This window comes from Pedobacter paludisoli, assembly GCF_052344095.1.
GTDB lineage: Bacteria > Bacteroidota > Bacteroidia > Sphingobacteriales > Sphingobacteriaceae > Pedobacter.
Window position 1 is genome coordinate 3,102,211 of record NZ_CP179926.1, and the last position, 24,581, is coordinate 3,126,791.

Annotated in this window: 24 protein-coding genes; 10 read left to right on the forward strand and 14 right to left on the reverse strand. The window is 37.2% G+C overall.

Annotation, left to right across the window (positions count from 1 at the left end; genetic code table 11):
- Window positions 1-31: 31 nt before the first annotated feature.
- From ACJVDK_RS12640 to ACJVDK_RS12650, 3 genes are all read right to left on the reverse strand, one after another.
- Window positions 32-937 carry a DUF6263 family protein gene (locus ACJVDK_RS12640; protein ID WP_443937026.1) on the reverse strand — a complete coding sequence of 302 codons (906 nt, stop codon included), beginning with the start codon at window positions 935-937 and terminating at the stop codon, window positions 32-34.
- Window positions 938-947: 10 nt separating this feature from the next.
- Window positions 948-1,724, reverse strand: coding sequence for a zinc-dependent peptidase (locus ACJVDK_RS12645; RefSeq protein ID WP_443937027.1), 777 nt, complete (start codon window positions 1,722-1,724; stop codon window positions 948-950).
- Between the two features lie 77 nt (window positions 1,725-1,801).
- Window positions 1,802-2,836, reverse strand: coding sequence for a Gfo/Idh/MocA family oxidoreductase (locus ACJVDK_RS12650; RefSeq protein WP_443937028.1), 1,035 nt, complete (start codon window positions 2,834-2,836; stop codon window positions 1,802-1,804).
- Between the two features lie 154 nt (window positions 2,837-2,990).
- Here ACJVDK_RS12650 and ACJVDK_RS12655 point away from each other — a divergent pair, with 154 nt between their 5' ends.
- Window positions 2,991-3,335, forward strand: a complete 345-nt coding sequence (locus tag ACJVDK_RS12655; RefSeq protein WP_443937029.1) for a hypothetical protein — start codon at window positions 2,991-2,993, stop codon at window positions 3,333-3,335.
- 80 nt (window positions 3,336-3,415) lie between these two features.
- Here ACJVDK_RS12655 and ACJVDK_RS12660 read toward each other — a convergent pair whose 3' ends face one another.
- The 4 genes from ACJVDK_RS12660 to ACJVDK_RS12675 all read right to left on the reverse strand — a co-directional run bounded on the left by ACJVDK_RS12660 (window position 3,416) and on the right by ACJVDK_RS12675 (window position 7,754).
- On the reverse strand, window positions 3,416-4,093 hold the full coding sequence (locus ACJVDK_RS12660) for an OmpA family protein (protein ID WP_443937030.1): 678 nt from the start codon (window positions 4,091-4,093) through the stop codon (window positions 3,416-3,418).
- Window positions 4,094-4,249: 156 nt separating this feature from the next.
- Entirely contained in the window at window positions 4,250-4,942 is a 693-nt protein-coding gene (locus ACJVDK_RS12665; protein ID WP_443937031.1) for an ABC transporter ATP-binding protein, read from the reverse strand.
- Between the two features lie 2 nt (window positions 4,943-4,944).
- A complete protein-coding gene (locus ACJVDK_RS12670; RefSeq protein ID WP_443937032.1) occupies window positions 4,945-6,417 on the reverse strand; it encodes a DUF5687 family protein in 1,473 nt (490 codons plus the stop codon).
- A 56-nt stretch (window positions 6,418-6,473) separates the two neighbouring features.
- Window positions 6,474-7,754 carry a replication-associated recombination protein A gene (locus ACJVDK_RS12675; protein WP_443937033.1) on the reverse strand — a complete coding sequence of 427 codons (1,281 nt, stop codon included), beginning with the start codon at window positions 7,752-7,754 and terminating at the stop codon, window positions 6,474-6,476.
- A 130-nt stretch (window positions 7,755-7,884) separates the two neighbouring features.
- On the opposite strand from ACJVDK_RS12675, the gene ACJVDK_RS12680 reads away from it, so the two are divergent.
- Window positions 7,885-8,616 (forward strand): class I SAM-dependent methyltransferase, encoded by a 732-nt coding sequence (locus ACJVDK_RS12680; RefSeq protein WP_443937034.1) that lies wholly within the window; start codon window positions 7,885-7,887, stop codon window positions 8,614-8,616.
- 65 nt (window positions 8,617-8,681) lie between these two features.
- Here ACJVDK_RS12680 and hisS read toward each other — a convergent pair whose 3' ends face one another.
- Together hisS and ACJVDK_RS12690 are read right to left on the reverse strand one after the other, a co-directional pair.
- Window positions 8,682-10,073, reverse strand: coding sequence for a histidine--tRNA ligase (hisS, locus tag ACJVDK_RS12685; RefSeq protein WP_443937035.1), 1,392 nt, complete (start codon window positions 10,071-10,073; stop codon window positions 8,682-8,684).
- Window positions 10,074-10,143: 70 nt separating this feature from the next.
- Window positions 10,144-10,677, reverse strand: a complete 534-nt coding sequence (locus ACJVDK_RS12690) for a LytR/AlgR family response regulator transcription factor (protein ID WP_443937036.1) — start codon at window positions 10,675-10,677, stop codon at window positions 10,144-10,146.
- A gap of 649 nt (window positions 10,678-11,326) precedes the next feature.
- On the opposite strand from ACJVDK_RS12690, the gene fumC reads away from it, so the two are divergent.
- The 6 genes from fumC to ACJVDK_RS12720 all read left to right on the forward strand — a co-directional run bounded on the left by fumC (window position 11,327) and on the right by ACJVDK_RS12720 (window position 16,070).
- Complete coding sequence (gene fumC, locus ACJVDK_RS12695) at window positions 11,327-12,724, forward strand: class II fumarate hydratase (RefSeq protein WP_443937037.1); 1,398 nt, start codon at window positions 11,327-11,329, stop codon at window positions 12,722-12,724.
- A gap of 275 nt (window positions 12,725-12,999) precedes the next feature.
- The gene (locus ACJVDK_RS12700) at window positions 13,000-13,461 is read left to right on the forward strand and encodes a fumarate hydratase (RefSeq protein WP_443937038.1); all 462 of its coding nucleotides are present in this window, start codon (window positions 13,000-13,002) and stop codon (window positions 13,459-13,461) included.
- Between the two features lie 3 nt (window positions 13,462-13,464).
- Entirely contained in the window at window positions 13,465-14,268 is an 804-nt protein-coding gene (locus ACJVDK_RS12705) for a S1/P1 nuclease (protein WP_443937039.1), read from the forward strand.
- A gap of 93 nt (window positions 14,269-14,361) precedes the next feature.
- Window positions 14,362-14,811 carry a hypothetical protein gene (locus tag ACJVDK_RS12710; protein ID WP_443937040.1) on the forward strand — a complete coding sequence of 150 codons (450 nt, stop codon included), beginning with the start codon at window positions 14,362-14,364 and terminating at the stop codon, window positions 14,809-14,811.
- A gap of 39 nt (window positions 14,812-14,850) precedes the next feature.
- A complete protein-coding gene (locus tag ACJVDK_RS12715; protein WP_443937041.1) occupies window positions 14,851-15,306 on the forward strand; it encodes a low molecular weight protein-tyrosine-phosphatase in 456 nt (151 codons plus the stop codon).
- A gap of 26 nt (window positions 15,307-15,332) precedes the next feature.
- Entirely contained in the window at window positions 15,333-16,070 is a 738-nt protein-coding gene (locus ACJVDK_RS12720; RefSeq protein ID WP_443937042.1) for a ThuA domain-containing protein, read from the forward strand.
- A gap of 55 nt (window positions 16,071-16,125) precedes the next feature.
- Here the strand turns inward: ACJVDK_RS12720 and ACJVDK_RS12725 are convergent, their stop codons facing one another.
- Window positions 16,126-16,530 (reverse strand): hypothetical protein, encoded by a 405-nt coding sequence (locus ACJVDK_RS12725; protein WP_443937043.1) that lies wholly within the window; start codon window positions 16,528-16,530, stop codon window positions 16,126-16,128.
- Between the two features lie 114 nt (window positions 16,531-16,644).
- Between ACJVDK_RS12725 and ACJVDK_RS12730 the strand changes: the two genes are divergently transcribed.
- Window positions 16,645-17,223, forward strand: coding sequence for a DUF1543 domain-containing protein (locus tag ACJVDK_RS12730; RefSeq protein WP_443937044.1), 579 nt, complete (start codon window positions 16,645-16,647; stop codon window positions 17,221-17,223).
- 225 nt (window positions 17,224-17,448) lie between these two features.
- Window positions 17,449-17,904 carry a ferritin-like domain-containing protein gene (locus tag ACJVDK_RS12735; protein WP_443937045.1) on the forward strand — a complete coding sequence of 152 codons (456 nt, stop codon included), beginning with the start codon at window positions 17,449-17,451 and terminating at the stop codon, window positions 17,902-17,904.
- Between the two features lie 50 nt (window positions 17,905-17,954).
- On the opposite strand, the gene ACJVDK_RS12740 is transcribed toward ACJVDK_RS12735, so the two are convergent.
- The 4 genes from ACJVDK_RS12740 to ACJVDK_RS12755 all read right to left on the reverse strand — a co-directional run bounded on the left by ACJVDK_RS12740 (window position 17,955) and on the right by ACJVDK_RS12755 (window position 24,548).
- Window positions 17,955-18,734, reverse strand: a complete 780-nt coding sequence (locus ACJVDK_RS12740; protein WP_443937046.1) for a GLPGLI family protein — start codon at window positions 18,732-18,734, stop codon at window positions 17,955-17,957.
- A 5-nt stretch (window positions 18,735-18,739) separates the two neighbouring features.
- On the reverse strand, window positions 18,740-21,568 hold the full coding sequence (locus ACJVDK_RS12745) for an outer membrane beta-barrel family protein (protein ID WP_443937047.1): 2,829 nt from the start codon (window positions 21,566-21,568) through the stop codon (window positions 18,740-18,742).
- 246 nt (window positions 21,569-21,814) lie between these two features.
- On the reverse strand, window positions 21,815-23,350 hold the full coding sequence (locus ACJVDK_RS12750) for an IS1182 family transposase (protein ID WP_443936436.1): 1,536 nt from the start codon (window positions 23,348-23,350) through the stop codon (window positions 21,815-21,817).
- Between the two features lie 481 nt (window positions 23,351-23,831).
- Window positions 23,832-24,548, reverse strand: a complete 717-nt coding sequence (locus ACJVDK_RS12755; protein ID WP_443937048.1) for a 3-ketoacyl-ACP reductase — start codon at window positions 24,546-24,548, stop codon at window positions 23,832-23,834.
- Between the last annotated feature and the right edge of the window lie 33 nt (window positions 24,549-24,581).

Here is a 24,581-nt window from a genome sequence, read left to right on the forward strand (position 1 = left end):
TACCTAAAACAGTCCTGCCCATTAAATTTTCTTAAAGAATCTCTTTTCCCGTTACGGTATTCATCCCTTCCATATCGAAATTAATTACCTGATCAGCAGCCTTCAGGGTGCCAAATAACTCTAAACGAATAGAACTACGAATCAGCATACCCGTTTTTAAATCAATTTGCACGTCACCATCATTGGTCCCGCTTAAATCCGTTTCGAGGGTACTTCCCATTAAGTCAAAATTTCCTTTTGCCACCATCGTTCCTCTAATTAAAACGGTAGCCACCTCGTCTTTCACGCCAATCAATTTATAAACCGTCTTCATGCCTATCGGCATGGTTAATTGAATTTCTGAATCAATTGTCCAGCTGTCGCCCACTTTAACGGCATGTTGAGGGTAAATTTTCAGAGAAGCTTGCATGCTTTCTTTCATTCCTTTTTCTGAAAACTGCTTACCCAGTACACCTCTCATTTGCGCTTGCTTTGCAGTATCTGTTGTTGACTTTCGTACAATATCATCGATCATTTTATCCAACCCAGTAACCGCTTTCACATCACCATTGCTGGATATAAGCATGTTAAAGCTAGCTCCTTTCATGCCCGCAAAGGGATTCGAAGCCATCGTTTTATCTTCTGAATCAAGCGTTAAACTATTGCCTCCAGTTGAAGATTTCATCGTTAAACGATTATAATAAACCTTGATATTTTTATCGTTCTGCTGAAGTCCCTGAACCTCAAAAGTATAATCGGTGCCAATTGTTTGCGTAATATTTACTTCTTTATCCCCATACTTTTGCTTAATAATTTGGGAACTGGTAAAATTATAATCGTATTTTTTACCAACCGGAAAGCTTTGCTTTAAAACATATGCTTTCTGTGCCTGTGCGCTTGTTGAAAAAACTAAACTCAATAAACCAATGTATAGTATGGCCGTTCTTTTTATCGACATTTCTTTTAATTTAACCTGCTAAATTTTGTGAAAATATACCACTAAGGGCATAATACAATTCGGGATGTTTATCCTTAAGTAACTCCGGGCGCTCGAAAAAATATTCAGAAGCAACGGCAAAAAATTCTGCTTCGTTTGTGATGGCGTAGGGATTTATATCCGATTTATTCTCTTCAATTTTCGTAATTTCTTCATGAATCATTTTTAACCAGGGAATGGCATATCCATGAGGTATTAAATTTTCAGGAATACCATCCGTTGCGCCATCCGATTTATCCAACAAATGAACAAACTCATGAATAGCCGTATTTTCTTTACCCGCGCTTTTAGAAAAACCGTGACGTAAAGCCGCACGCGATAAAATCATTTGTCCGTTCATGTATCCCGTACCCACCATACCCATAATGTTGCGGTCGCCAGAACCTTCAAATTCAAATTCTTTATTAAAGGTATCCGGGTACAACAATACTGAACTTAAATTCTTATAACGCCAGTTCTCAAAGCCAAAAATTGGAATTACCGCACTCGAAGCAATTAGCAATTCATCGAGCGGACTAAGGTCAATACCGATGCCCTCAATCTTAACCGTATCAAAAAATTCGGCTACTTTTTGTTCAAAACGCTTCTTATCCGTTGAGTCTAAGTTGTGGTAATAGTGTACGTTATCATCCAATATTTTTTTATCCTCATCAGACAAAAGCTCCGTGGAAGGCTTCTTTTTCTTCAGAATAAAATATATAACCAGAATACCTATAGGGATTAAATACGCGAGCGGTAAAGAGTTCATTCGTTGTGTGTTAGTTGCGTTAAATATACTAAAAATTGCTTATAGATTTAACCCTATAAATTGCAGCAGCTTTAATTTTAAGCATCTGGGCTTTCCAAAATGGTTAAAACAGCTAAAACATCCGCTCTGCTTATGGGAAAATCAGCACCGGTTATAAGCGATTGATAAACTGCGTCAAATAAAGGCATGTAACTGGCTTTTTCTGCTGATATAAACACCTCGGTTTTTTGCCCCTTTTCTTCGATGGTTGTTAAAACACCTTTGTTGCTTTCCTGCTCATAGCCGTATTGTGTGTCGTCTAATTTCAGCCCTGCAACCAATTGTTCTTCTTGAACATCGGCACGGTTTTTAACAAAACTTCCTTTTGTTCCATGCAAAATAAAAGCTGCCTGCGGATTTACCACCAACATACTGGCCGTCACAAAAACAGTTAAACTATTTGCATATTGAAGCTGAATACTAAAGAAATCATCCACTTGGGTATTCAACCTATTTTTGCCTGTGATTTTATGAAACTTTTCAGGTGCGCCAAACAAGCTAATAACTTGATCAAGCAGATGCGGCCCCAAATCGTACAACAAACCACTCGCTGCTACAGGCATTTCTTTAAATGCTTTTATGCCAATTTCATTTCGATAGCGGTCGAAACGAAAATGTACTTCGTTTAATTTACCCAGTTGATTGCTTTCTATAACCTGCTTAACCGAAAGAAAATCACTGTCCCAACGTCGGTTTTGATAAACGAAAATTTGTTTTCCATGCTTATCGGCTAAAGCAAATAGTTCCTTTGCTTGTACAACGGTAGCTGTAAAAGGTTTCTCCACTAAAATATGTTTGCCATGTGTTAAAGCCATTTTAGCATGCTCGAAATGCAAATTATTTGGGGTATTAATCACAACCAAATCAATTTCTTCATCGTTTACTAATTCGCTCAAACTTGCATAACTCTGTATAGTGGGGTAATCGTTCTGGGCCCTTTGGGCGCTTCTTTCAACTACTGCTTTTAATTTAAAACCAGTATGTTGCGCCAAAAAAGGTGCATGAAAAATTTTTCCCGACATACCGTAGGCCATTAAACCCACGGTAACGATTGTGTTGTTTGTTCCGCTCATTCCATTTTATTATCTACACAAGATAAGGCATTCGCGCGCTGCTTTCTATCCAGCTTTATCATTTTACATACAAATGTTTGTTTTAGCCACCAGATTGATAAAAGGCGCGCTATTTGAAAATTATCTTTGGGCATTTAACCTTATCTTTGGTCGCATGAAACCTTCGGAAATTAATGCCAAATGGAAAATTTTACAAGAGCGAATTTCGCAAGAATTTGACTCAGATTTGCCCGATTTAAAAGTAATGCTTTTTTTAATTGGGGTTCAAGAATTAGGCAAGGGGCCAAAAAAATACAGCAAAAGGCAAAAAGAAGAATTGATGCACATTGCGACTTGTCGATTATTAAGTGAGATGGGTTTTTATGAACTGGAAGGGCTAGACCAAGAGGGCTGGCCTCATTGGAAATTGGTAAAAGCAATTCCGCCATATACCATGCTAGAACAAGAGCTTTTGATGAAGTCGTTGGTTGTAAATTATTTCGCCGACATCTATTCTTAAGTCCTTTGAAATAAAAAACCCTAATGCAGCAGTGCATTAGGGCGAAGATATGTTTTCTTTAGGTAGATTTTTAAAGCGAACTATCCTTGTTGTTTCGCTTCTTGTTTTAATTTTTCGCTGGCAACGATTACAATTTCAACACGTCTGTTTTCTGCTCTGCCGGCTTCCGTTTTATTATCGGCAATTGGCTCATTTGGACCTTTACCAATGGTTACCAAACGACTCGCTGGAACTCCTTGTGAAACCGCATATGCTTTAACCGCTGAAGCTCTTTTCTCAGAGAGATTCATGTTTAATTGCAGGGTACCAGTACTATCTGTATGACCAATTACTTTAATATCTGTATCAGGATACTGATTTAAAGACGCGGCTAAACTTTGAATATTTGATTTTGCTGCATCTTTTAATACTGCCTTATTTATATCGAATAAAATACCGTTATCGAATTTTACAATAATTCCTTCACCTTCGCGAATAACTTCGGCATTTGGAATTGCTTTTTGGATTTCGGCTGCTTGCTTATCCATTTTTTTTCCGATTAGGGCTCCGGCTGTACCACCAATGGCACCACCAATAATTGCTCCCACTGCTGTATTTCCAGCAGCTTTACCAATTAATGCGCCCAATCCTGCTCCTGCTGCAACACCAATACCAGCTCCTTTTTGCGTCTTAGTTAAACTATCACAACTTTGCAATGTCATTGAACCAACCGCTAAACCTATACTTAATGTTGCTATTTTAACTTTCGAAATAACCATAACCTTTTTAACTTTTAATTTATTCCTCCTCATTCAAACACAATGCCAAAAAAGAAAAAAAATGCTCAATGTGGTTTTTTGTTTCGATAAACAGGAAAAAAAATAGCAAAGCGAAATGCCTTGCTATGGTTCATTGTATCATTCTTGGTACAAAAATTAAGCTGAAAAATAGCTTTCCAATTCTTTTAATGTATTCTCGTCTGTTTTAAAATCTTTAATAATTTGTCCTTTCTCTAGCAGAATGATTCGGTTACAAACCTCTGTTACGTGATTCAAATCATGGCTTGAAATAAATGTGGTCATATTTCCAGGATATTCCTTTAATAATTTTTTCAACCGAATTTGGGTAGTAGGGTCCAAGTTGGCAAAAGGCTCATCCAGAATAAGGATTTCGGGTTTTTGCATTAATGCAGCCGCAATGCCCACCTTATTTTGGTTTCCTTTGCTGAAATCGCGGATGTATTTACCGCTATCTAAAATTTCTCCGTTAAAGAATTCTACGTACAGCTTCAAATACGATGCAACATCGGCAATACTCAAATCTTGCAAGCTGCCAATAAAGGTGAGGTATTCTTCGGGCGTTAAATAATCAATCAAAAAGCCTTCATCTAAGAAAGATGCGGTATAATTTTTCCATTCATCGCTCTGCGAAACCGATACTCCTTTTGATAGAATTTCGCCTTCTGTTGGCCGAATTAAGTCGAGTAGCATCCTAAAAAAAGTGGTTTTCCCAGCACCATTATTCCCAACTAAACCAACGGTTTCTCCTTCTGCAATTTCTACATGTTCAATGTTTACAACGGTTTTATCGCCATAAACCTTCTTCAAATTTTTTACTTCTAAAATCATAATTATTCTCTAAAGCCTTCGGCTAATGTATATCGTTCTTTTATTAATCTATTGGTGATGAGGTTAACCCAAAAATTGCGCAATATTAGCGCCAGCAAGCCAAACGAGCCTAAAAATGCTAATCCCCAATAGGGTTTATTCCAAATGCCAAAAGGCAGATAGATTAAGATTGGAATACCAGCGTAAAAGAAAGCCAGGAGCCATTGTGTTGCTCCGGTACCCTGATAATTAAAAGCAGCTGCCTTGGTGATGTCAATTCGGCGATTGTTATACGTTGCTAGGTACAAAACCACTACGGTACCAAAACCAATGTTATAGAGATACGAAACCAGCTGCAACAACAACAACTTTGGACTTATATAGGCATAAAAGCTCGCCAGTATGGTAATAATGGTAGCGGAGATGGTAAACAATAAAAATTTTGCTTTAATGAAATTCTTAAGATTTATTTTATTCGCTAAAATGCCATCAAAATGAGCACTTTGCCAGGCAAACATAAATTGTCCGTAAACGATAATTGAAATACCGGTCATAAATACGGAACCAAACATCATCGTGCCAAAGGCATCGCGTGCAATAGCCTTTTCCTTGTAAAAAATAAAACCGTAAAACAGAAAGAAAAAACTCATAAACAATGCTGAACGTGAGCGCTTATGGCGTAAGATGAGTTTCAATTCTAAAGCAGCAAGTTCGCCAACTTTTCCAAAACGATTCAAAAAAGCATAATCGGTACTTACTTTCTTCTCTTGTTTTTTGCTTAATTCCTCTACATACAAATTTGCGCGCAAGTATCGGCTATTCATCATAAATATTATAGCCGCCAAAAAGGTAAAGCATAAACTTAAATAGGGATATTTTAAAATCATTTGGAAAACAGTATTGCTTACCGACATGATGGAAATAATTTTAAAATATTCTAGCAAAATCAAAAGCCCTACAAATACATATCCGAAGGTAACGTACGATAAATTACTAATTGCTTTTCGCTTAAGATAAAGAACGAGGTAGTTATTAAAGAACGTTAACGAAAACAGGGCAACAATGTACATTATTGTTGTTTGAACACCATTCATTGGCCCTATTTCGATAAAACAGAAAGGTAAAAATATAAAAATGGGCAAAAAATTGAAAACGGAGAATAAGGCTCTAAAGTTCAAAAAGTTTACAATTTTGTCCTTATTAATCTTCAAATGCAAGTAGGGGATAATGCTTAAGGTTGGGAGTTCTTGCAACTGCCAGCGCATTAAAAAATCAAATGCAAAATAATACAAAATTAAGCCATTAAAGCTTGAAATAATTGCCTGATTTGGGAATGTTTTACTTAAGATAAACTTCATTCCAAAACCCAAGCCCACGGCCACTACCAAAAAATAAAGCATGAAAAAGCCCATGAGCACTTGAGAGGCAATACTGCCGGCCTTGTTTCTTGAGCGCCAAAAAGCCTTCCATTGATGGCTAAAAAAAGTTTTAAGCATAGTTAAAGATAGAAATTAATTAGTTAGTTAGTTCTAGTTTTTGATTATATGTTACATCAATAATTGTACTTTTCTTTCCAATTTTGCCTTAATTTTTCGCGCATTTTTTCTTCAGCAGCATTTTTACCCGGCTCATAAAGCTTGGTACCACTTAATTCATCCGGAAAATATTCTTGAGCCGAAAAATTACCTTCATATTGATGCGAATATTGATAATCTTTCCCATATCCAATATTTTTCATCAATTTGGTTGGTGCATTTCTAATATGAAGTGGCACAGGCAAATTACCTGTTTGTTTGACCAACATTTGGGCTTTATTGATGGCTTCGTAGGCGGCATTACTTTTTGCTGAACTAGCCAAATAGGTTACGCATTGCGATAAAATAATCCGCGCTTCAGGATAGCCTATAACGTTTACAGCAGTAAAACAATTATTAGCTAACAGTAAGGCATTCGGATTGGCGTTTCCAATATCTTCCGAAGCCAGAATTAATAGTCTTCGAGCAATAAACAAAGGGTCTTCTCCACCTTCAATCATGCGTGCTAACCAATAAACCGCCGCATTCGGGTCACTTCCTCTAATGGATTTAATAAAAGCAGAAATAATATCGTAATGTTGTTCGCCGGATTTATCATAGAGGGCGAGATTTTGCTGTGCATGAGCCAACACATTTTCGTTGGTTACCACAATTTTATCGCCGCCAATACCGTTCAAGGCAATTTCCAACACATTTAGCAATTTTCGGGCATCGCCACCCGACAAACGAATTAAAGCCTCATGCTCCTTTATCTCTATTTTCTTCTTCGACAGAATTTCATCCTTTTCGATAGCCGTTTGTAATAAACCAACCAACTCCGTTTCGGTATGTGCTTTTAAAATGTAAACCTGGCAGCGCGAAAGCAAGGCGGAAATAACTTCGAATGAAGGATTTTCTGTAGTGGCGCCAATTAGCGTAACTAAACCCCGCTCAACAGCGCCCAATAAACTATCTTGTTGCGATTTACTAAAGCGATGAATCTCATCAATAAACAAAATGGGCAGGCCCATAAAACTCCCTTTCAGCTGTTCGGCCCTTTCAATTACTTCGCGAATATCTTTAACCCCACTGTTGATGGCACTTAATGAAAAGAATGGCCTATCTAAGGCTTGCGAAATAATATAGGCTAAAGTAGTTTTTCCCACACCAGGAGGGCCCCAAAAAATCATGGACGGCAACTGGCCTCTTTCTATCGCCTTCCGCAGAACCGCATCTGGGCCAACTAAATGTTGCTGACCAACATATTGTTCTAAATTCTGTGGACGCATTCGTTCGGCTAAAGGGGCTAGGTTTTGCATATGGGTAAAGGTATGGAAAAAGGTAGAAGGTTAAAAGGTAGAAGGTTTGTTGGACTAAAAGAAAATAGCTAAATTAATGCGCAAATTTGCGTGCCAAATTTAACTACCTCTTAAAATAACCAAATATAAAATGAAAGACAATTTCTCTACCCAATCGGCCGATTATGCCATTTTCAGGCCTACTTACCCCAAGGATCTTTATGCGTTTCTATACACGTTAATTGCACATGCTGATTCGGCATGGGATTGTGCAACTGGAACAGGACAAGTTGCAACTGAATTAGCAAAACATTTTAAACAAGTTTACGCAACCGATATTAGTGAAAACCAAATAGCAAACGCGTCAAAAATGCCCAATATTTTTTACAATGTTGAAAGTTCGGATAAAACCGACTCTGCAAGCAAAAGTTTCGATTTAATTACCGTTGCTCAAGCCATTCATTGGTTTAATTTTGAGGAATTTTATAACGAGGTAAAACGAACGCTTAAGCCAGATGGAATATTTGCTGTTTTAGGTTATGGATTAATGTTTATTGATGAAAAAGTTGATGCCGTTGTACATAAACTCTACGAAGAAATTTTAGGAAAATTTTGGGATCCCGAACGCAAGTATATTGAAGAAAATTATCAAACAATACCTTTTCCTTTCGAAGAAATTCCGAGCCCATCGTATTCAATTAAAAACAACTGGACTTTTGAACAACTAATTGGGTATTTAAATACTTGGTCGGCCTTACAACATTATAAAAAGGCAAATGAACAAAATCCAATTGAATTGGTTTTAACCGAACTAAAAACTGCTTGGGGCGATGCAAAAGAGAAAGAAGTAACTTTCCCAGTTTTACTGCGGGTTGGCAAATAAAAAAAGCGTTAAGCAAAATGAGAAATAACTCTTCACATGCTTAACGCTTTTAAAAAAATCTATTTTTACTTTAATGCGTTTAACAAACCTTCAAGGGTAACTTTTTGTTGTTCTCCTTGCTGCATATTTTTCAATGTCAATTCTCCCGAAGCCATTTCATCGCCTCCGATTAACACCACGAATGGAATATTTTTCGCATCGGCATAGGCCATTTGTTTCTTCAATTTTGCTGAAGCGGGATACAATTCGGCCGAGATACCAGCATCTCGTAATTTCTGTAAAATTGGCAAAGCATATCTTTCGGCTTCTGTATCAAAATTACTGATCAATACTTTTGTACCAACCTCGGCAGATGCAGGAAACAAATTTAATTCTTCCAACACATCGTAAATTCTATCGGCACCAAAAGAAACACCTACACCAGTTAAACCTTTTAATCCAAACATACCTGTTAAATCATCGTAACGACCGCCACCTCCAATACTGCCCATGGCAACCTCGTTCGTTTTAACTTCAAAAATACAACCGGTGTAATAGTTTAAACCTCTGGCTAAGGTAATGTCTAATTCCAATAAAGAATTGCTTAAAAAAATATCTGGATTTAATGCTTTCACGTAATCAAAAACCTGTTCAATTTCGGCGATACCTTTTAAGCCTGTTTCAGAACTTGCCAAAACTTGTTTTAAACTTGAAAGCTTCTCCTCATTCATTCCTTCTAGTAAAATTACGGGGCGCAATTTCTCTAAATCAGCCTCTGTAAATCCACGCTCTAAAAGCTCTTTTGTGACCCCATCTAAACCAATCTTATCAAGCTTATCGATAGCGACCGTCATATCAATTATTAAATCAGGTTTACCTATAATTTCAGCTATCCCCGATAGAATTTTTCTATTATTGATCTTGATGGTATAATCAGACAAGCCTAAATTGGTTAAAGCTTCGTTATAAATCAAAATAAATTCTGCTTCATTCAATAAACTTTCCGATCCAACAACATCCACATCACATTGATAAAACTCACGATACCTTCCTTTTTGCGGTCTATCTGCACGCCAAACGGGCTGTACTTGAAAGCGCTTAAAGGGCAAAGTAATTTCGTTTTGGTGCATTACCACGTAACGGGCAAAAGGCACCGTTAAATCGTAGCGAAGAGCTTTCTCAGAAATTAGCGGAATTAATTTATTGCTATTATTTTCTTGCGAAAAATCGAATGATTTTTTCTTTGGATCGTTTAAAAATTCTCCGCTATTTAAAATTTTAAAGATCAGTTTATCGCCTTCATCGCCATATTTACCCGTAAGCGTATTCAAGTTTTCAAAACTTGGTGTTTGAATTTCGGCATAACCGTATTTTCTAAAAACAGTTTTAATGGTATCGTATATAAAATTACGCTTTACCATTTCTATTGGCGAAAAATCGCGTGTTCCTTTTGCTAATGAGGGTTTAATGACTGACATAGCCGCAAAAGTACGAAAATGCTTTTTAGTTAGCCACCGCTAAACAGGAGTTTTAATGTTGTTTGGTAAATCACAAAAAACTAACGTTCTCTAAAGCCTCCTTAACAATTTCTCTATTCGGTTTCGATACGGGAATTTTATCCCCGTTCCTCATCAGCAAAACACCACCATCTTCTTTCAACCAGCTTTTAACAAAAGTCGGGTTTACCAAGTGACTTTGATGACTACGGAGAAAGCCTTGGGGTCGCAATAAATCAGCGTACTCTTTCAATGGCTTTGAAATCAATAATTTATCGCCATTAACAAAAATAAAATTGGTATAGTTATTATCCGATTCACAACGAATTATCTCATCTTGAGTCACATACCGTATTTCATTCTGCTGCGGCAAAGCCAGTGTAAACTTGGTGTTTTTTATAAAAGGGTCTTCTTTTTGCGTTTCTGTTGAAAAACTAGAAGTTTGTATGGGTGGAGAAAAATTTACAGACACATTATTTTGAGAAGGGGTAATCGCATTCCCTTTGAATCGCCTCAATAAGAAATAAGCTAACAAGACAATCCCTGCTAATGGAGCAAAGGAGAATAAAAAAGATACAATTATCAATATTATTTCTGCTCCCCCAAGATTAAGAAATTCCGCTTTCGCTATAGAAGCGCTATAGGCCAAGCTAAATGCTGTGACGAAGATGATTTACCTTTCATGATTAAGCGTGTTATTTATTTTTTAAGTATCGCAAACATAAGTAAATTACAGTAATCCCTGCGGCAATTACCAAAAAGCCGACAGTTAGTAAAACGATGATTTCCGACACTCCAAGATTTAAAAATTCGGCTTTTGCAACACGCAAACCAAAACAAAAAGTAAAAACAATTAAAACGGCTATCTGCTTCATATCAATAAGATTAAATACCTAACAAAAGTAGCCTTGGTTTGCTTACTCAGAAGGGCCACCGAGAATTTGAGCCTTTTGAATAAGAATTTTGTTACACTTAACTTTTATTTGATGATGAGTTTAAACCTCAATTATAATTCACAGCACAATCTATTTATCACAAAGCTTTGAATAAACACAAGAAGGCACCACTTAAAACTTTCTCTGTAGTTGTCTAGCTAAAACATCACTTTTCTATCCTAATCCGCAAAAATAACTTGCCAAAAAACCACCATAATTAAACCCAAAGTAAATATCCAATATAATACCTTGCTTTATAGGCAAAAAACTTAAATTTGTCGCAACAAAATCAAAAATAGAATGAGTTTCAGAATAGAACACGATACGATGGGCGAGGTGCAAGTGCCTGCCGATAAATACTGGGGAGCACAAACCGAACGTTCACGCAACAATTTCAAAATTGGTCCTGAAGGTTCAATGCCTAAAGAAATTATCCATGCATTTGGTTATTTAAAAAAAGCGGCTGCCTTAGCAAACACGGAGTTAGGGGTACTTTCGGCCGAAAAAGCAACGCTAATTGCGAAAGCTTGCGAAGAAATTATTGCAGGTGATTTAGACGACCAGTTTCCATTGGTAATTTGGCAAACAGGTTCTGGTACCCAAAGTAACATGAACGGAAACGAAGTAATTGCTAACCGCGCCCACGTACTAAACGGTGGTTCATTAGCCGACGATAAAAAAGTGCTTCACCCGAACGATGATGTAAATAAATCACAATCATCAAACGACACCTATCCAACCGCCATGCACATTGCTGCATATAAATTAACAGTAGAAAACACCATTCCAGGTTTAGAGAAACTACGCAATACCTTGGCCAAGAAAGTAGCAGAATTTGCGAACATTACCAAAACCGGCCGTACCCACTTTATGGATGCAACACCATTAACCTTGGGTCAGGAGTTTTCAGGCTATGTACAACAAATCGACAACAGTATCCGTGCTATTAAAAACGCCTTGGTAATGGTTGCCGAATTGGCTTTAGGCGGTACTGCAGTAGGAACTGGGTTAAATACACCTAAAGGATACGATGTATTAGTAGCAAAGAAAATTGCTGAATTAACCGGTTTACCTTTCGTAACAGCGCCAAATAAATTTGAAGCGTTGGCTGCACACGATGCAATGGTTGAACTTTCGGGTGCTTTAAAACGTACAGCTGTGGCCTTAATGAAAGTTGCAAACGACATCCGTATGTTAAGTTCGGGCCCACGTTGCGGTATTGGCGAAATTGTAATTCCTGATAACGAACCAGGATCATCAATCATGCCAGGCAAAGTAAACCCTACACAACCTGAAGCATTAACCATGGTGTGCGCACAAGTAATGGGTAACGATGTAGCCGTTTCAATTGGTGGCGCTACCGGTCACTTTGAGTTGAACGTATTTAAACCGCTCATTGCTGCAAACGTATTGCAATCGGCACGTTTAATTGGCGACGCATGCGTTTCATTCAACGACAAATGCGCTGAAGGAATTACGGCTAATTTACCAGAAATTGAAAAACATTTACAAAACTCATTAATGTTGGTAACAGCTTTAAATCCGCATGTAGGATACGAAAATGCAGCTAAAATTGCCAAAAAAGCGCACAAAGAAAATAAAACATTAAAAGCAGCAGCAGTAGAATTGGGCTTGTTAACCAGCGAACAATTCGACGAATGGGTACGCCCAGAAGATATGGTTGGCAGCTTAAAATAATTAGAAAAGCAGGGGCTGTGGTGCTTCGGTAAACACAGTCCCGCTTTTTGCTTCAATCTTTTACTTAAACCTTATAGGTTGCTTTCACTGAGGCCATTAAACCTATAAGGCTTGTAAAAGTATTTACGCGTCAATCGGGTTTAGCCAACAAAGGCTAATCACCTTATATACACAAAAATCAAAATTAAAAGAACAACTTCATGGTCTTTCGCAACAAACATCCATTCGCCCAGGCTTTTGTTCTTAAATTTTCAGCTTTCATAGCAGGCATATACATGCTCTCGCTTTCGGCATGCGCACCGCGTGCCAACATACAAGGCGAAGGCGATATACGCATGCAAGGATTATGGAATCAAGATTCGGTACCCTACAGCAAACAATTAAGCAATTACACACAATACCGTTTTAAATTCAGCTGTGATTCATTTTATCTCGATTTAGAAACCCATAGCAAAGTAAACTATTACGAAGATTCTTGCTACAACAAGGGCATCTGGAAAGAATATGTAAAAGGCGTTTATGCTGTAAAAGGCGACACTCTTTTTTTAGGTGGCACCTACACCAAAGCCAACTACAAACAGAAAATTTCAGGCTGCTACCACATTGGGCAATACACGCAAAATTTTGTGCTCAAAAAAACAGCTGCAAATAGATTGTTACTGAAAAATTTAAGCGATCAACGAGAAATCGACTTAACTTTGAAAAAAAAAGTTATTTGTACTCCTAAAGAGTTATAATCCATGAAACATACACAGAAATTTATCTGCATGCTAGCGCTAATCTTTTTAGCGTATGTACCCCTTAAGGCAAATGCATGGGGAATGCTTGGTCATCGTATTGTAGGCGAAATTGCCGATAGTTATTTAAAAACCAGTACACGTAAAGCTATTGTTTCCATTTTAGGAAGCGAAAGTTTAGCCATGTCGGCCAATTGGGGCGATTTTATTAAATCCGATACAGCCTACAATTACATGTATAACTGGCATTTTGTAAATTTACCAGAAGGATTAAGCAAAGATGGAATCACAGCATACTTATCTACAGAAAAGGCGCCTAACTTGTACAACAAGATACTTGATTTATCGGCCATCCTTAAGAAAACTTCAAGCACGGCTTCGCAAAAAAAATTAGCCCTACGTATGTTAGTACACATGATTGGCGATTTACATCAACCCATGCACGTAGCACGTAAAGAAGATTTAGGCGGAAACCGCGTTTCGGTACTGTGGTTTAACGAAAAATCGAACCTGCATCGCGTTTGGGACGAACAATTAATTGAATACCAACAATTAAGCTACACAGAATATACCAAAGCAATCAATCATCCGTCGCCTATTCAATTAACGAATTGGCAAAAAACCGATTTAAAAAGTGCCATTTACGAATCGTATTTAATTTGCAATAAAATTTACGCCGATACGAAACCCGATTCTAAATTAAGCTACCGCTATAACTTTGACTGGGTAGAAACCGTAAACCAGCAACTTTTAAAAGGAGGCATTCGATTGGCCAAAATATTAAACGATATTTACGCCAAAGCTTAAATTCCATCAAAAATCCTTTAGCACGTGTTAAAGGATTTTTTTTGTTGCCTGTAGCGCAACACCCTTCATCCCCGTTTTAGTTAGAAAAAAATCATGAAAAATCTAATCATCCTCTTTCTAATTCTTTTAACATTTGGTTGCAAAAAAGAATCATCTACAACCATCGAAAACCTGTACGATTATACTTGGCCCTTAGCTACGGCAACCATTAGTCCTGCTAAAGTAATCGATGGTAAATCCGTTACCGACATCAAAACGGCATATGGACCTAATGCATGTTTAAATAATAATTATACCCTGGTGTTCAAAAGCAATGGTTCTTTTGCATTTACATCCACAGGCCCTCTATGCGACATGATTTCATTTGACAAAGCCACTTATACGAGAAACGGCAACGAAATTACCCTAAATATGGGCTACGGAGCCAATCTCGATCAAAAGGCAACACTCAAAGGAAACACCATTGTTCAATTGTATACCTTCACCGAAAACGGCGTAAACTATACCATCACCTATACATTCATCCCTAAAAGCATTAAATAACATATCTTTTTCCGTCGTGCAATTTTATACATTTGCTTCATGACGAAAAGTAATGCTCAATCGAAAATATTAATGGTTTGTTTAGGCAATATCTGCCGCTCGCCTTTAGCAGAAGGGATTATGCGAGAACTCACCAAAAAAGAAGGATTAAATTGGGATATCGCCTCAGCAGGAACTGGAAATTGGCACATCGGAAAAGCGCCCGATCATAGGAGTGTTGCTGCAGCAAAAGCTTTAGGCTATGACATTAGCCGGCAGCGCGCACAACAATTTACCAAGGATATGTTTAAGCAATACGATTTAATTCTTGTAATGGATCGTAATAACCTGCATGACGTACAACAATTCGCTAAAACTACCGACGAATATAACAAAGTAAAATTATTTTTAGTTGATGACGAGGTAACAGATCCGTATTGGGATAATACATTATTTACACCCGTTTGCTTGCAAATAGAAGAAAGATGTAAGCAAATTATTAAAGAGCTTTCTTAAATTTACAAACCAAATATCCTTATAAAATGAATAGAAAGATTCTGCTTCTATGTGCATCCCTTGTAGTGGTTTTCGCGTTAAAAGCTGTAGCCATTCCTAAAAAACAAGTTAAGGTACTCGTCTTTTCAAAAACTGTCGGTTTTCGCCATGCCAGTATCGAAACTGGGAAACTAGCCTTGCTAAAATTAGCCAGTCTGCAAAATTTCAGCATCGACACAACAGAAAATGCTAATGCATTTACCGAAAAAAATTTAAAACAGTACCGTGCAGTAATTTTTTTAAGTACCACCGGCGATGTACTAAACGATGCACAACAAAAAGCCTTTGAAAAATACATTCAAGCAGGGGGAGGATTTGTGGGTATACACGCCGCTACTGACACCGAATTCGACTGGCCTTGGTTTGGCAAACTGGTAGGCGCTTATTTTACCAACCACCCAGCTGTTCAAACTGCAAAATTCATCGTAAAAGATAGAAACCATCCTTCAACGAGTTTCTTTACCGATAGTGTTTGGATGCATAAAGATGAATTATACAATTTTAAAGATATCAATCCTGCTAATAAAACCTTAATTACAGTTGATGAAAGCTCGTACAAGGGAGGAACAAATGGGAGCTTTCATCCCTTTGCATGGTACCATAATTTTGATGGCGGCCGCTCATTTTACACCTGTTTTGGACACACAAAAGAGTGTTGGAGCGATAAATTATTTCTAAGGCATTTGGCTGGAGGCATTCAATACGCGATAGACAAAAGAAAGTAAGGATAAAAAAGGGGATAAAAATGTGATTTTATCCCCTTTTTTATGTTAAATCAGCTTAGTAAAAAAGCTGTGATAAGACGTTCGTTGGGTCATTCGTAGCGGGCTTTAAGCCCATAAATTTCGTCATTTGACCAGCCAATAACGCTGTTCCCAGTTTTGATTTTAAGCCCGAAAACAAGGTTCCAAACTTGCTTTTGTAGGCTGCTGGATCTGATTGTTGTAATGGTAAAATACTCGATTTCTTGGTTAAAAAATCTGTAACAGTTGACGTTACTGACGGACTTTGAGCAGAGGTTAAACCCAATGATGGTGTTAACTTCTTCATAATGCTCGATGTTAAACTGTTCACATCAAAACCTGCTGATTTTGCTATTGACGTAGCCTTCCCAAGTGAAATTTGTGCATGAGATGCGTAATTCAGCCCAAAAATAAGTGCTGAAAGTATTAATATTTTTTTCATAGAATAAAGATTATTTAAACGAATATAAATGATTTACAGTTTTTTACCCAAAAAATAGCTGGATTTATTTTAATTTAAGCAAAAATAAAAATCGCTTAATTTATCTGTGCTAAAATGGAGAATTTAACCCTATTTATGCTCCTGTTGGGATGTAAACCTTCAGGGCGCCATACCGAACAACACGATATTTTTTTTGGCATTGCTACTGATTTGCAAGATTTAGTTCCTTCTATTTTCGAATTTTGGCCTGAAGCAAAGGGGAATATCCACATTGATGCTTGGCGCGAAGTAAAAACGGTTGGAAAGTGCAGAGTTGAAGTGATTTCTAAAGAGCAAGAAAACATACGTAATCAGCACCTATTCTTCCTTAATTTAGGCGGTTACAGAAAAGGTCTTTTTGATGAAGCGCATTACAAATTACTGTTTGCCGAGACCAATAAAGCCGCCGCTATTAAAGCGGCCAAAGAAACTGCTTTTTATACGCATAACTGGGAGGGAGCAAGCGCACATATCGACGATAAATACGGAGTAGATGTGGATGATGTGTTCGAAATTGAAGAAGCTTTAAGTCCTGAATTAAAATCCTTATATCAACTCAAAATTTCTGAATCAGAAGAGTTGGTCCCAGATGAAGTTCACCTGGGCTATTTTCCAATAAAAAACGGCATTATTCGTTTCCCGAAAGGGTATTGATTTGTTTTCGTCTACAGCGTGCAAATTTTCTTGTATGTAATTCAATTAAGTAAAATCTTTCGATCAAGAACTAAAGCGAATGAGTGCTTCAAGCAGCAACGTAAAAAAGTTCAATTCTGGATCTATTCTTTTGCTATATTTTTCTTAGGTAGCCCTGATTTAAAAAAAAATGACAAACCTTTTAACTTCAATCATGTTCCTTTAATACATCAATATCTAAGAAAAATGAAAACTACCACATTAACCGCAGAAGTATTAAACGATCTAATACTTATTAACAACGACAGAATAGAAGGCTACGAAAAAGCACGTACAGAATTAAATGAAGTAGATGCCGATTTAAAATCACTTTTTTTAAACATGATTACCGAAAGTCAGAAATTTAAAATGGCTTTGGCCACCGAAGTATCGGCCCTAGGAGAAGAACTAGAAACGGGGACCACCAATTCTGGTAAAATATACCGTACTTGGATGGATGTTAAAACCATGTTCACAGGTCCTGATCGTCAAACAGCTTTAAACAATTGCGAATTTGGCGAAGATGCCGCACAAAAAGCATATAAATCTGCATTAGCTGAAGAAGAATTACCTGCGAATATCAGAACCCTCATTTCGGAACAAAAAGCTGAACTAAGACGTTCGCATGACGAAATTAAACGACTACGCGATATGAACAAGTAATTGAAACGAGCAACCTGTTATCATTAGCAGTTTGCTCGTTATTTTATCTACTAAAACAGATAGCCCTTTAATTGAGATTTACCATATTTACCCCAATCTTTCATGGCCTCAAGCAAAATATCTTTAAGCTGATTTTGCGTTACTTGTTTCCCTTTTGTTGGGGGTAGTAATTCCTTATCAGACACTGCCACTTCAGTTACTTTTGTTGCAAACCAAGTAAGGTTCTCATGAGGCATGGCTACACCCAAAATCATCCCGGGTAATCCGGTAAAGGATTCTGGTTCACCTGAAACAGCAATTTGATTCGAATAATAAGCCACCACATAAATCGAATCCATGATGATGGCATTTGCTCTGCGGCAATCGTATCCCGCAATTTCACGTGTTTCGTCGGTTATTTTCCAGTTTATCTTCCGAACGCTGTCTTTTACCAAAAACAGATCATCATAAACATCTTTTTGCGTTATGCTACTTTGTGTATTAAAATTTGTTGCTATAATATTCTTCAAATCAGCCAATGGTTCTCGAGCAATCCAATTGACATTTACCATATCCGTATTTGTCCATTTGTATAAACTTTTTTCTCTAGTAAAAGAAAGTGTGCTCTTCTCGACCTTAAATTGGGGATTATTTTTTTTGTAACTATCAATCATGGTTTGAACATAACCCGCATCTTCGCCTTTTGTATTCCGCTTGATAATAGCATATGAATTCGATTTTTTTTCAAACTCAATTATTCCGTTTTGAACAAAGTGTGCATTTTGCGCAAAGGTATTGATGCTCATAAAAGCCATCATCAACACCAAAATATAGTTTAACTGTCTTTTCATGATCTTTATTTTTGTGTTTGAACAGCTCCGCCCATTTTCGTGAAATCCCAGGTAACCGAAAACATAAAGTACCGTTGAATGGTCGTGTATGTGCTTTGATAAATATTTCCGTTACTAGCCGAACGATTAAAACCAACATTTTGGTTGAGTATATCGTTCGCTTTTAATGAAAGACGTAGATTGTCTGATTTAAAGAATTTCTTTACAATGGATGCATTCCAAATAAAACGTTCAAATGTTTCAGGAATCACTGGTGTTTTACCTCGATACTCGTATTCTCCATCACTGCTTAACTCCAGTTTACCTGGCAATTGTACACTCGACCAAAAACCGCCGCTCCATCCCCAGCCGTCGCTATTGCCATTTTTATTAATACTTGCTTTTGAAACATTGTAGCTTGGCCCAAAATTTATGTTGAAATTGTATTTATTCTCCTTATATTTTTGAAGTTCAAGACCAAAAGAATAATTTGAATTTTTTGTTTGGTTTAGCTGCTTATTCGCATTGTTCATATCGGCCAAATCTTTCACATAGGTTACATAATTATAGCTAACATTTGAGCTTACTTGTGCATTAAATCCAATATTCATATCAATTGCCTTAACTTTTCTACCAAAATTACTGTACACCGAAAAACCCTTCGAGGTTTTATCGTTTAAGTTTACAAATCGTGAAATACTCTGTCCGCCTGAGCTCGTTGTAACATCGCTAATAATCGGATCTAACGCAAAGCGATACGATGTACTTAGCCAAAAGTATTGGTCGCTAATTACTTTATAAGAATTGAAACTTGCATTTAAACTGCTACTAAATGACGGATTTAAAAGTGGATTACCTACATTCTGATTCAACTGATCTAAGTTGTTCCGCACCGGTTGTATTTGATCAATGCTTGGCTGATTGGTGTTACCGTAATACCGAACACTTAAGGATGTACGCTGTTTAAAATTATAACGATAAGATACCTGCGGCATATAATTAATAAAGTTCCGTTTAAAATATACATCGTTGTACACATCGTATTGTTTGAAATTTACACCGCTAAATTTAGAGCCAAAATCGAGCACAGTTTTATCTTTCTTGTAATTAAACATCGCTCCTGCTTGATTTATAACCTGATCCAATTGGTAATTATTGCTAAATTTTGGATCCAAAACATCGTAATTACCGTTACCCGATAAATTGTATGATTTACGATCTGATTTACCCGAAACCAAATTCACACCATAGTTAATCGCAACGGTGAAGTTTTTTGACAAGGGCTCCGTATAAATCAAATTGGACCGAAACACATTGTTCGTGATGTCGTTTATCTTTCGCTGATTTACCACTTGCGAACTATCTGGAGTTGTGGAATTACTATAAAAATTACTGGTCGACTCTAAAAATCCATCGCTTTGATTTACAGAATTAGATTCAACTAAGCTCATCGATAGCGTACGTCCTTTTTTCTTCAGGCGCTTGCTTACTAACACATTTAAATTAAAGCTTTTATCATCCACCTCATTATTCAACGTTCTTTCCGAATCATTGAGCAAATTGCCATTGCCACTTCTTCCTTCTGTTTGTCTCCCATCGTAGTTATTGGTATTTCTAATGGTTCCATCAGCTCCAACTTTTAAGGTTAAAGTAGTATCAATTTTTATTTCATACGTAAAATCGAGCTTATTTCGTAGCATACTTTTATCAAAAGATTGGTCGCTGTTTGTATTGATAATTCCCTCCGCCAAGTTATTCTGATTGTAATCGTTTCGTGTGCCGGTTAAACGAACCGATGCAATTTTATAATTCGTATTGAGCGATTCTTTGTCTTTATTCCATTTCGTATCAAAATGCAATCCGCCTGATTGCGAAACAGGAATACCCTCTCCACTATATTGGCCACCCCAACCTTCAAAATCATCGCCGCTGCTGGTAAAATAAATTCCACCATCATCCGATACCTGAAAATTATTGGTGCCATATTTATCGCTATCGTTCCAATTCAAACCTATTTGACCTGTATTGCCAAAAACACCGTAGGCGGAGAATTTTTTCTTGCCCCAAAAGCGATTAAACATCGCCTGCCCATCGTAAAATTTATCGGTTCCAATTCCCCCAACAAGCTTTCCAAAGTAACCGTTCTTTTTATCCTCTTTTAATTTAACATTCAAAGTTTTGGTTTTTTCTCCGTCGTCAATTCCAGTAAAAGCTGCCTGGTCACTTTTTTTATCGTAGAGCTGCACGGCCTCCACCATATCGGCACGCAAATTTTTGGTCACCAAAGTTGGGTCATCGCCAAAAAATTCTTCGCCATCCACTAAAACTTTGGTAACGGTTTCGCCTTGCGCAGTAATTTTTCCATCTTTATCAATCTGTATTCCTGGAAATTGCTTGATTAAATCTTCTACTTTTGAATTGGGTTCAATGTTGTAGGCCTTTGGATCAAACTCGGTTGTATCGCCTTTTACTTTTATCCCAGTTCGGTTTCCTTTAATAATTACATCGGCCAATAGTTGAGCTTTGCCTGTTAAATTGATTTTGCCATAATCCAAAATTGGCTTTGTCGTATCAAGCACAAAATGATCAACAAAGTCGGCATATTTGGGGTACGAGACTAGCAAAATGTACTTGCCATTGTGAATACCATTCAATTCAAATAGTCCATTTTCGGTTGCACGTGTAAATCTAACTAGGGTAGAATCTTTGGCATTTAAAACAGAAATACTGGCATTGGCTAGGAGAGCAGTTGCGGTAGAATCAATTACACGTCCTTTAATAACGTGTAAATCTTGTGCATACGCAGAAAAAGCAATGAGCCAAGAGGCACAAAGCAAGAGCAGAAAATTTTTCATTACAGAGATGGTTACTTAGACCGAATATAAAACTAATTGTTTAGTTGCTAAGCGATTTAACCTTTTTTAACATATGACGCGCAACCAATTAAATTGTTGCAGTGTGCATAAAAAAAGAGGCTGTCCCAAAATACCGAGACGGCCTCTTTTTTATTTTATTTCCAATTTGGTATCATTTGGACATGGTATGGTCTAAAATCAGTTTTAGCTGTTCAATTTTTCAAAAAGCATGAAAAAACAGTCTTTTTAAGCTGCTTTTTTCCTTATATTTTGTGCGATTGCCAATAATCCCCATTCTATTGCCACTTTTTCTTTTCCACGGAGCATAAAGCGGCGGAACCCTTGGTTCTGTTTAATATTTCCGAAAACTGGCTCAACATCATAACATCGTTGCTTTCGCTTCTCAATTCCTTTCTCGCTGTTTAGCAATTGATAAGCTGTTTGTTTATGGCTGAGTAGATTAGTGTTAATTTCTATTATTCGGTTTCCTTGCGATTTATGACAAACACCATTTAATGGGCAATTGCTGCAATTTCTTGCTTGATATCTTTTACTTGTTTGTTCGAAACCGGTACTGGTTTTTCGTTTTGCATCGCCAATGTAATGCATCTGTTGGCCCATTGGGCAGATATAACAATCTTGTTCCTGGTTGTAAAATAACTTGTCGGCTTGAAAGCTTTTCTTACTGGTATATCGTTCATTTTGCTCTTTGTCGAACATATTGTATTTAACATAAGCTTCAATTCCTTTCTGCTCCAATAGTTCGTAATTTTCTTCACTACCATATCCTGCATCTGCGGTAATGCTTTTTAAACTTTTGCCAAAGCTGGTCTCGTGTTGTTCGATGTGGGCTTTTAAAGTGGTGGTATCGGTTGGGTTTGGGTGAATGGTGTAGTTTACAATAAACTGGTTTGAGGTTGATATCTGTACATTATAACCCGCTTTTAACTGGCCATTACGCATATGATCCTCTTTCATACGCATAAATGTGGCATCCTCATCGGTTTTGCTGTAGCTATTGCGATTACCTAAAATAGCCTCTTTTACCTCATATTCAGCTATCTTTTTTGGATATTCTTTACTGATGTATTTCAGCTTGTTTTTAATCTTTTTATTTGCATCGGGATTATCAGCTAATACTTCATTAAGCTTATCTACCGTTGCTTGTACTTTCTCTTTATTTATTTCGGTAAAATCAGGTGGATCAGGAAGTTCATCTTCAGCTTTAGTTATACTTTGGGCATAAGTCCAAATATCGGCTAAAGCCAACTTCATCTTTTCTTTATTGGTTTGAATAGCCTTTTTCCATACAAAAGTATATTTATTGGCATTTGCCTCTATTTTGGTGCCATCGGTATAAACTTCTTCTATACTCAATAAGCCTTCTTCGGCTAATAACAAAACAACTTCTTCGAATATTTTGCGCAAGTGTTCTTTTAAACGAACCCCGCGAAAACGATTAATGGTATTGTGATCTGGATAACTCATTCCACTAAGCCACATAAAGTTAATATTCTCCCGACAAGCAGTTTCTAGTTTCCTGCTGCTATAAACGTTACTTACATACCCATAAACTAGAATCTTTAAGAGCATTTGAGGGTGATAACTCGAGCTGCCTTTGATTTGATAGGCATTTAGCAGGCTTTGGATATTGATTTTGTTTATCACATCGTTAACTATCCTAACTGGGTGCCCTGCAGTTATTAATTCGTCAAATGTAGGTGGAAAAGCCATCATCTGATCTTGGTAATAAGGCTTGAAAACAGGGGTTTTTGACGACATAAATTTCTAAATATTTATACTTAAATATCTGAAATTCAAATGATTAAACAAAATTATTAAACAAGAATTTATCAACTTTTTTTAAAACAAAAAGAGACTGCCTTTTTGAGACAGCCTCTTTTGATGCTGAATTTGGGTTTTACTTTTCCTTGTTTAACCACAGAAGCCACAAAGTTTTTAGGAGTTGTATTAATACTTTCCGTTTTAGCCTTTGAACACTCGACTAAAGCCAGAGGACTCCTTGTTTTGCTTAAGAGATTGCTTTCCTGAAGACTCGGGACTGGCAGCTTGCACAAATACAGCTTTGCAATGACGAAATTTCTATGATTTGCACCGTCAGTGTGAGATTCGGATCTTTATTCCATGCTCCTTTATCCTTGTTCAATTAATCACAGAGCTTTTAAAAGTAGTATCAATGCTTTCCGGCATATGTCTTTCACCATTTAGCCTTCAGCCTTATACCTATCACCTCCCAAATACCTTACGGATTGGTTGACCAAGCCGCTACCTCCTTAATAAATACTCTTCTATTTAATTTAAGCTGAGCAATAATTAATTCGGCTAAATCTTCGGCTTGCATTACTTTTTCCGGATTTCCATCGGTTAATTTTAAATCGATGGCCATATCGGTTGCAGTTGTACTTGGAGCAAGTGAAGTTACACGAATGTTATGTTTACGCAGCTCTTGCATTAAAGAGGTGCTAAAAGCATTTAAACCTGCCTTAGAAGCAGAATAAGCGCCTGTAACTGCGGCGGGGCTATAGGCTGCTGAGCTTGAAATATTAATGATATCACCCATTTGATTTTCAATCATCTGCGAAGCTACTGCACGTGTTGTATAATAAGCCCCGAATAAATTCACTTTGATAATTTGCTCCCATGATTCCGGATCGATCTCTAGCAGTTTTCCAAACTTACCAATACCTGCATTGTTAATCAGAATACTGATAAAGCCCAATTCGCCAGAAATTTTTTCAACAGCCACATTCACGGCATCCATATTACTCACATCGGCTGTTGCGGTAGCTATTTTCACATTATATTGTTCAATTTCGGCTGCCGTTTCATCTAAATCGCTTTGGGTACGCGCTATTAAACCAACATTTACGCCTTCTTTTGCTAAAGCAATAGCAATTGCTTTTCCAATTCCTTTGCCCGCGCCTGTAATAATGGCATTTTTACCAGAGATATTTTCCATAAGTAATCAATTTTTCTACAAATGACGAAAAGT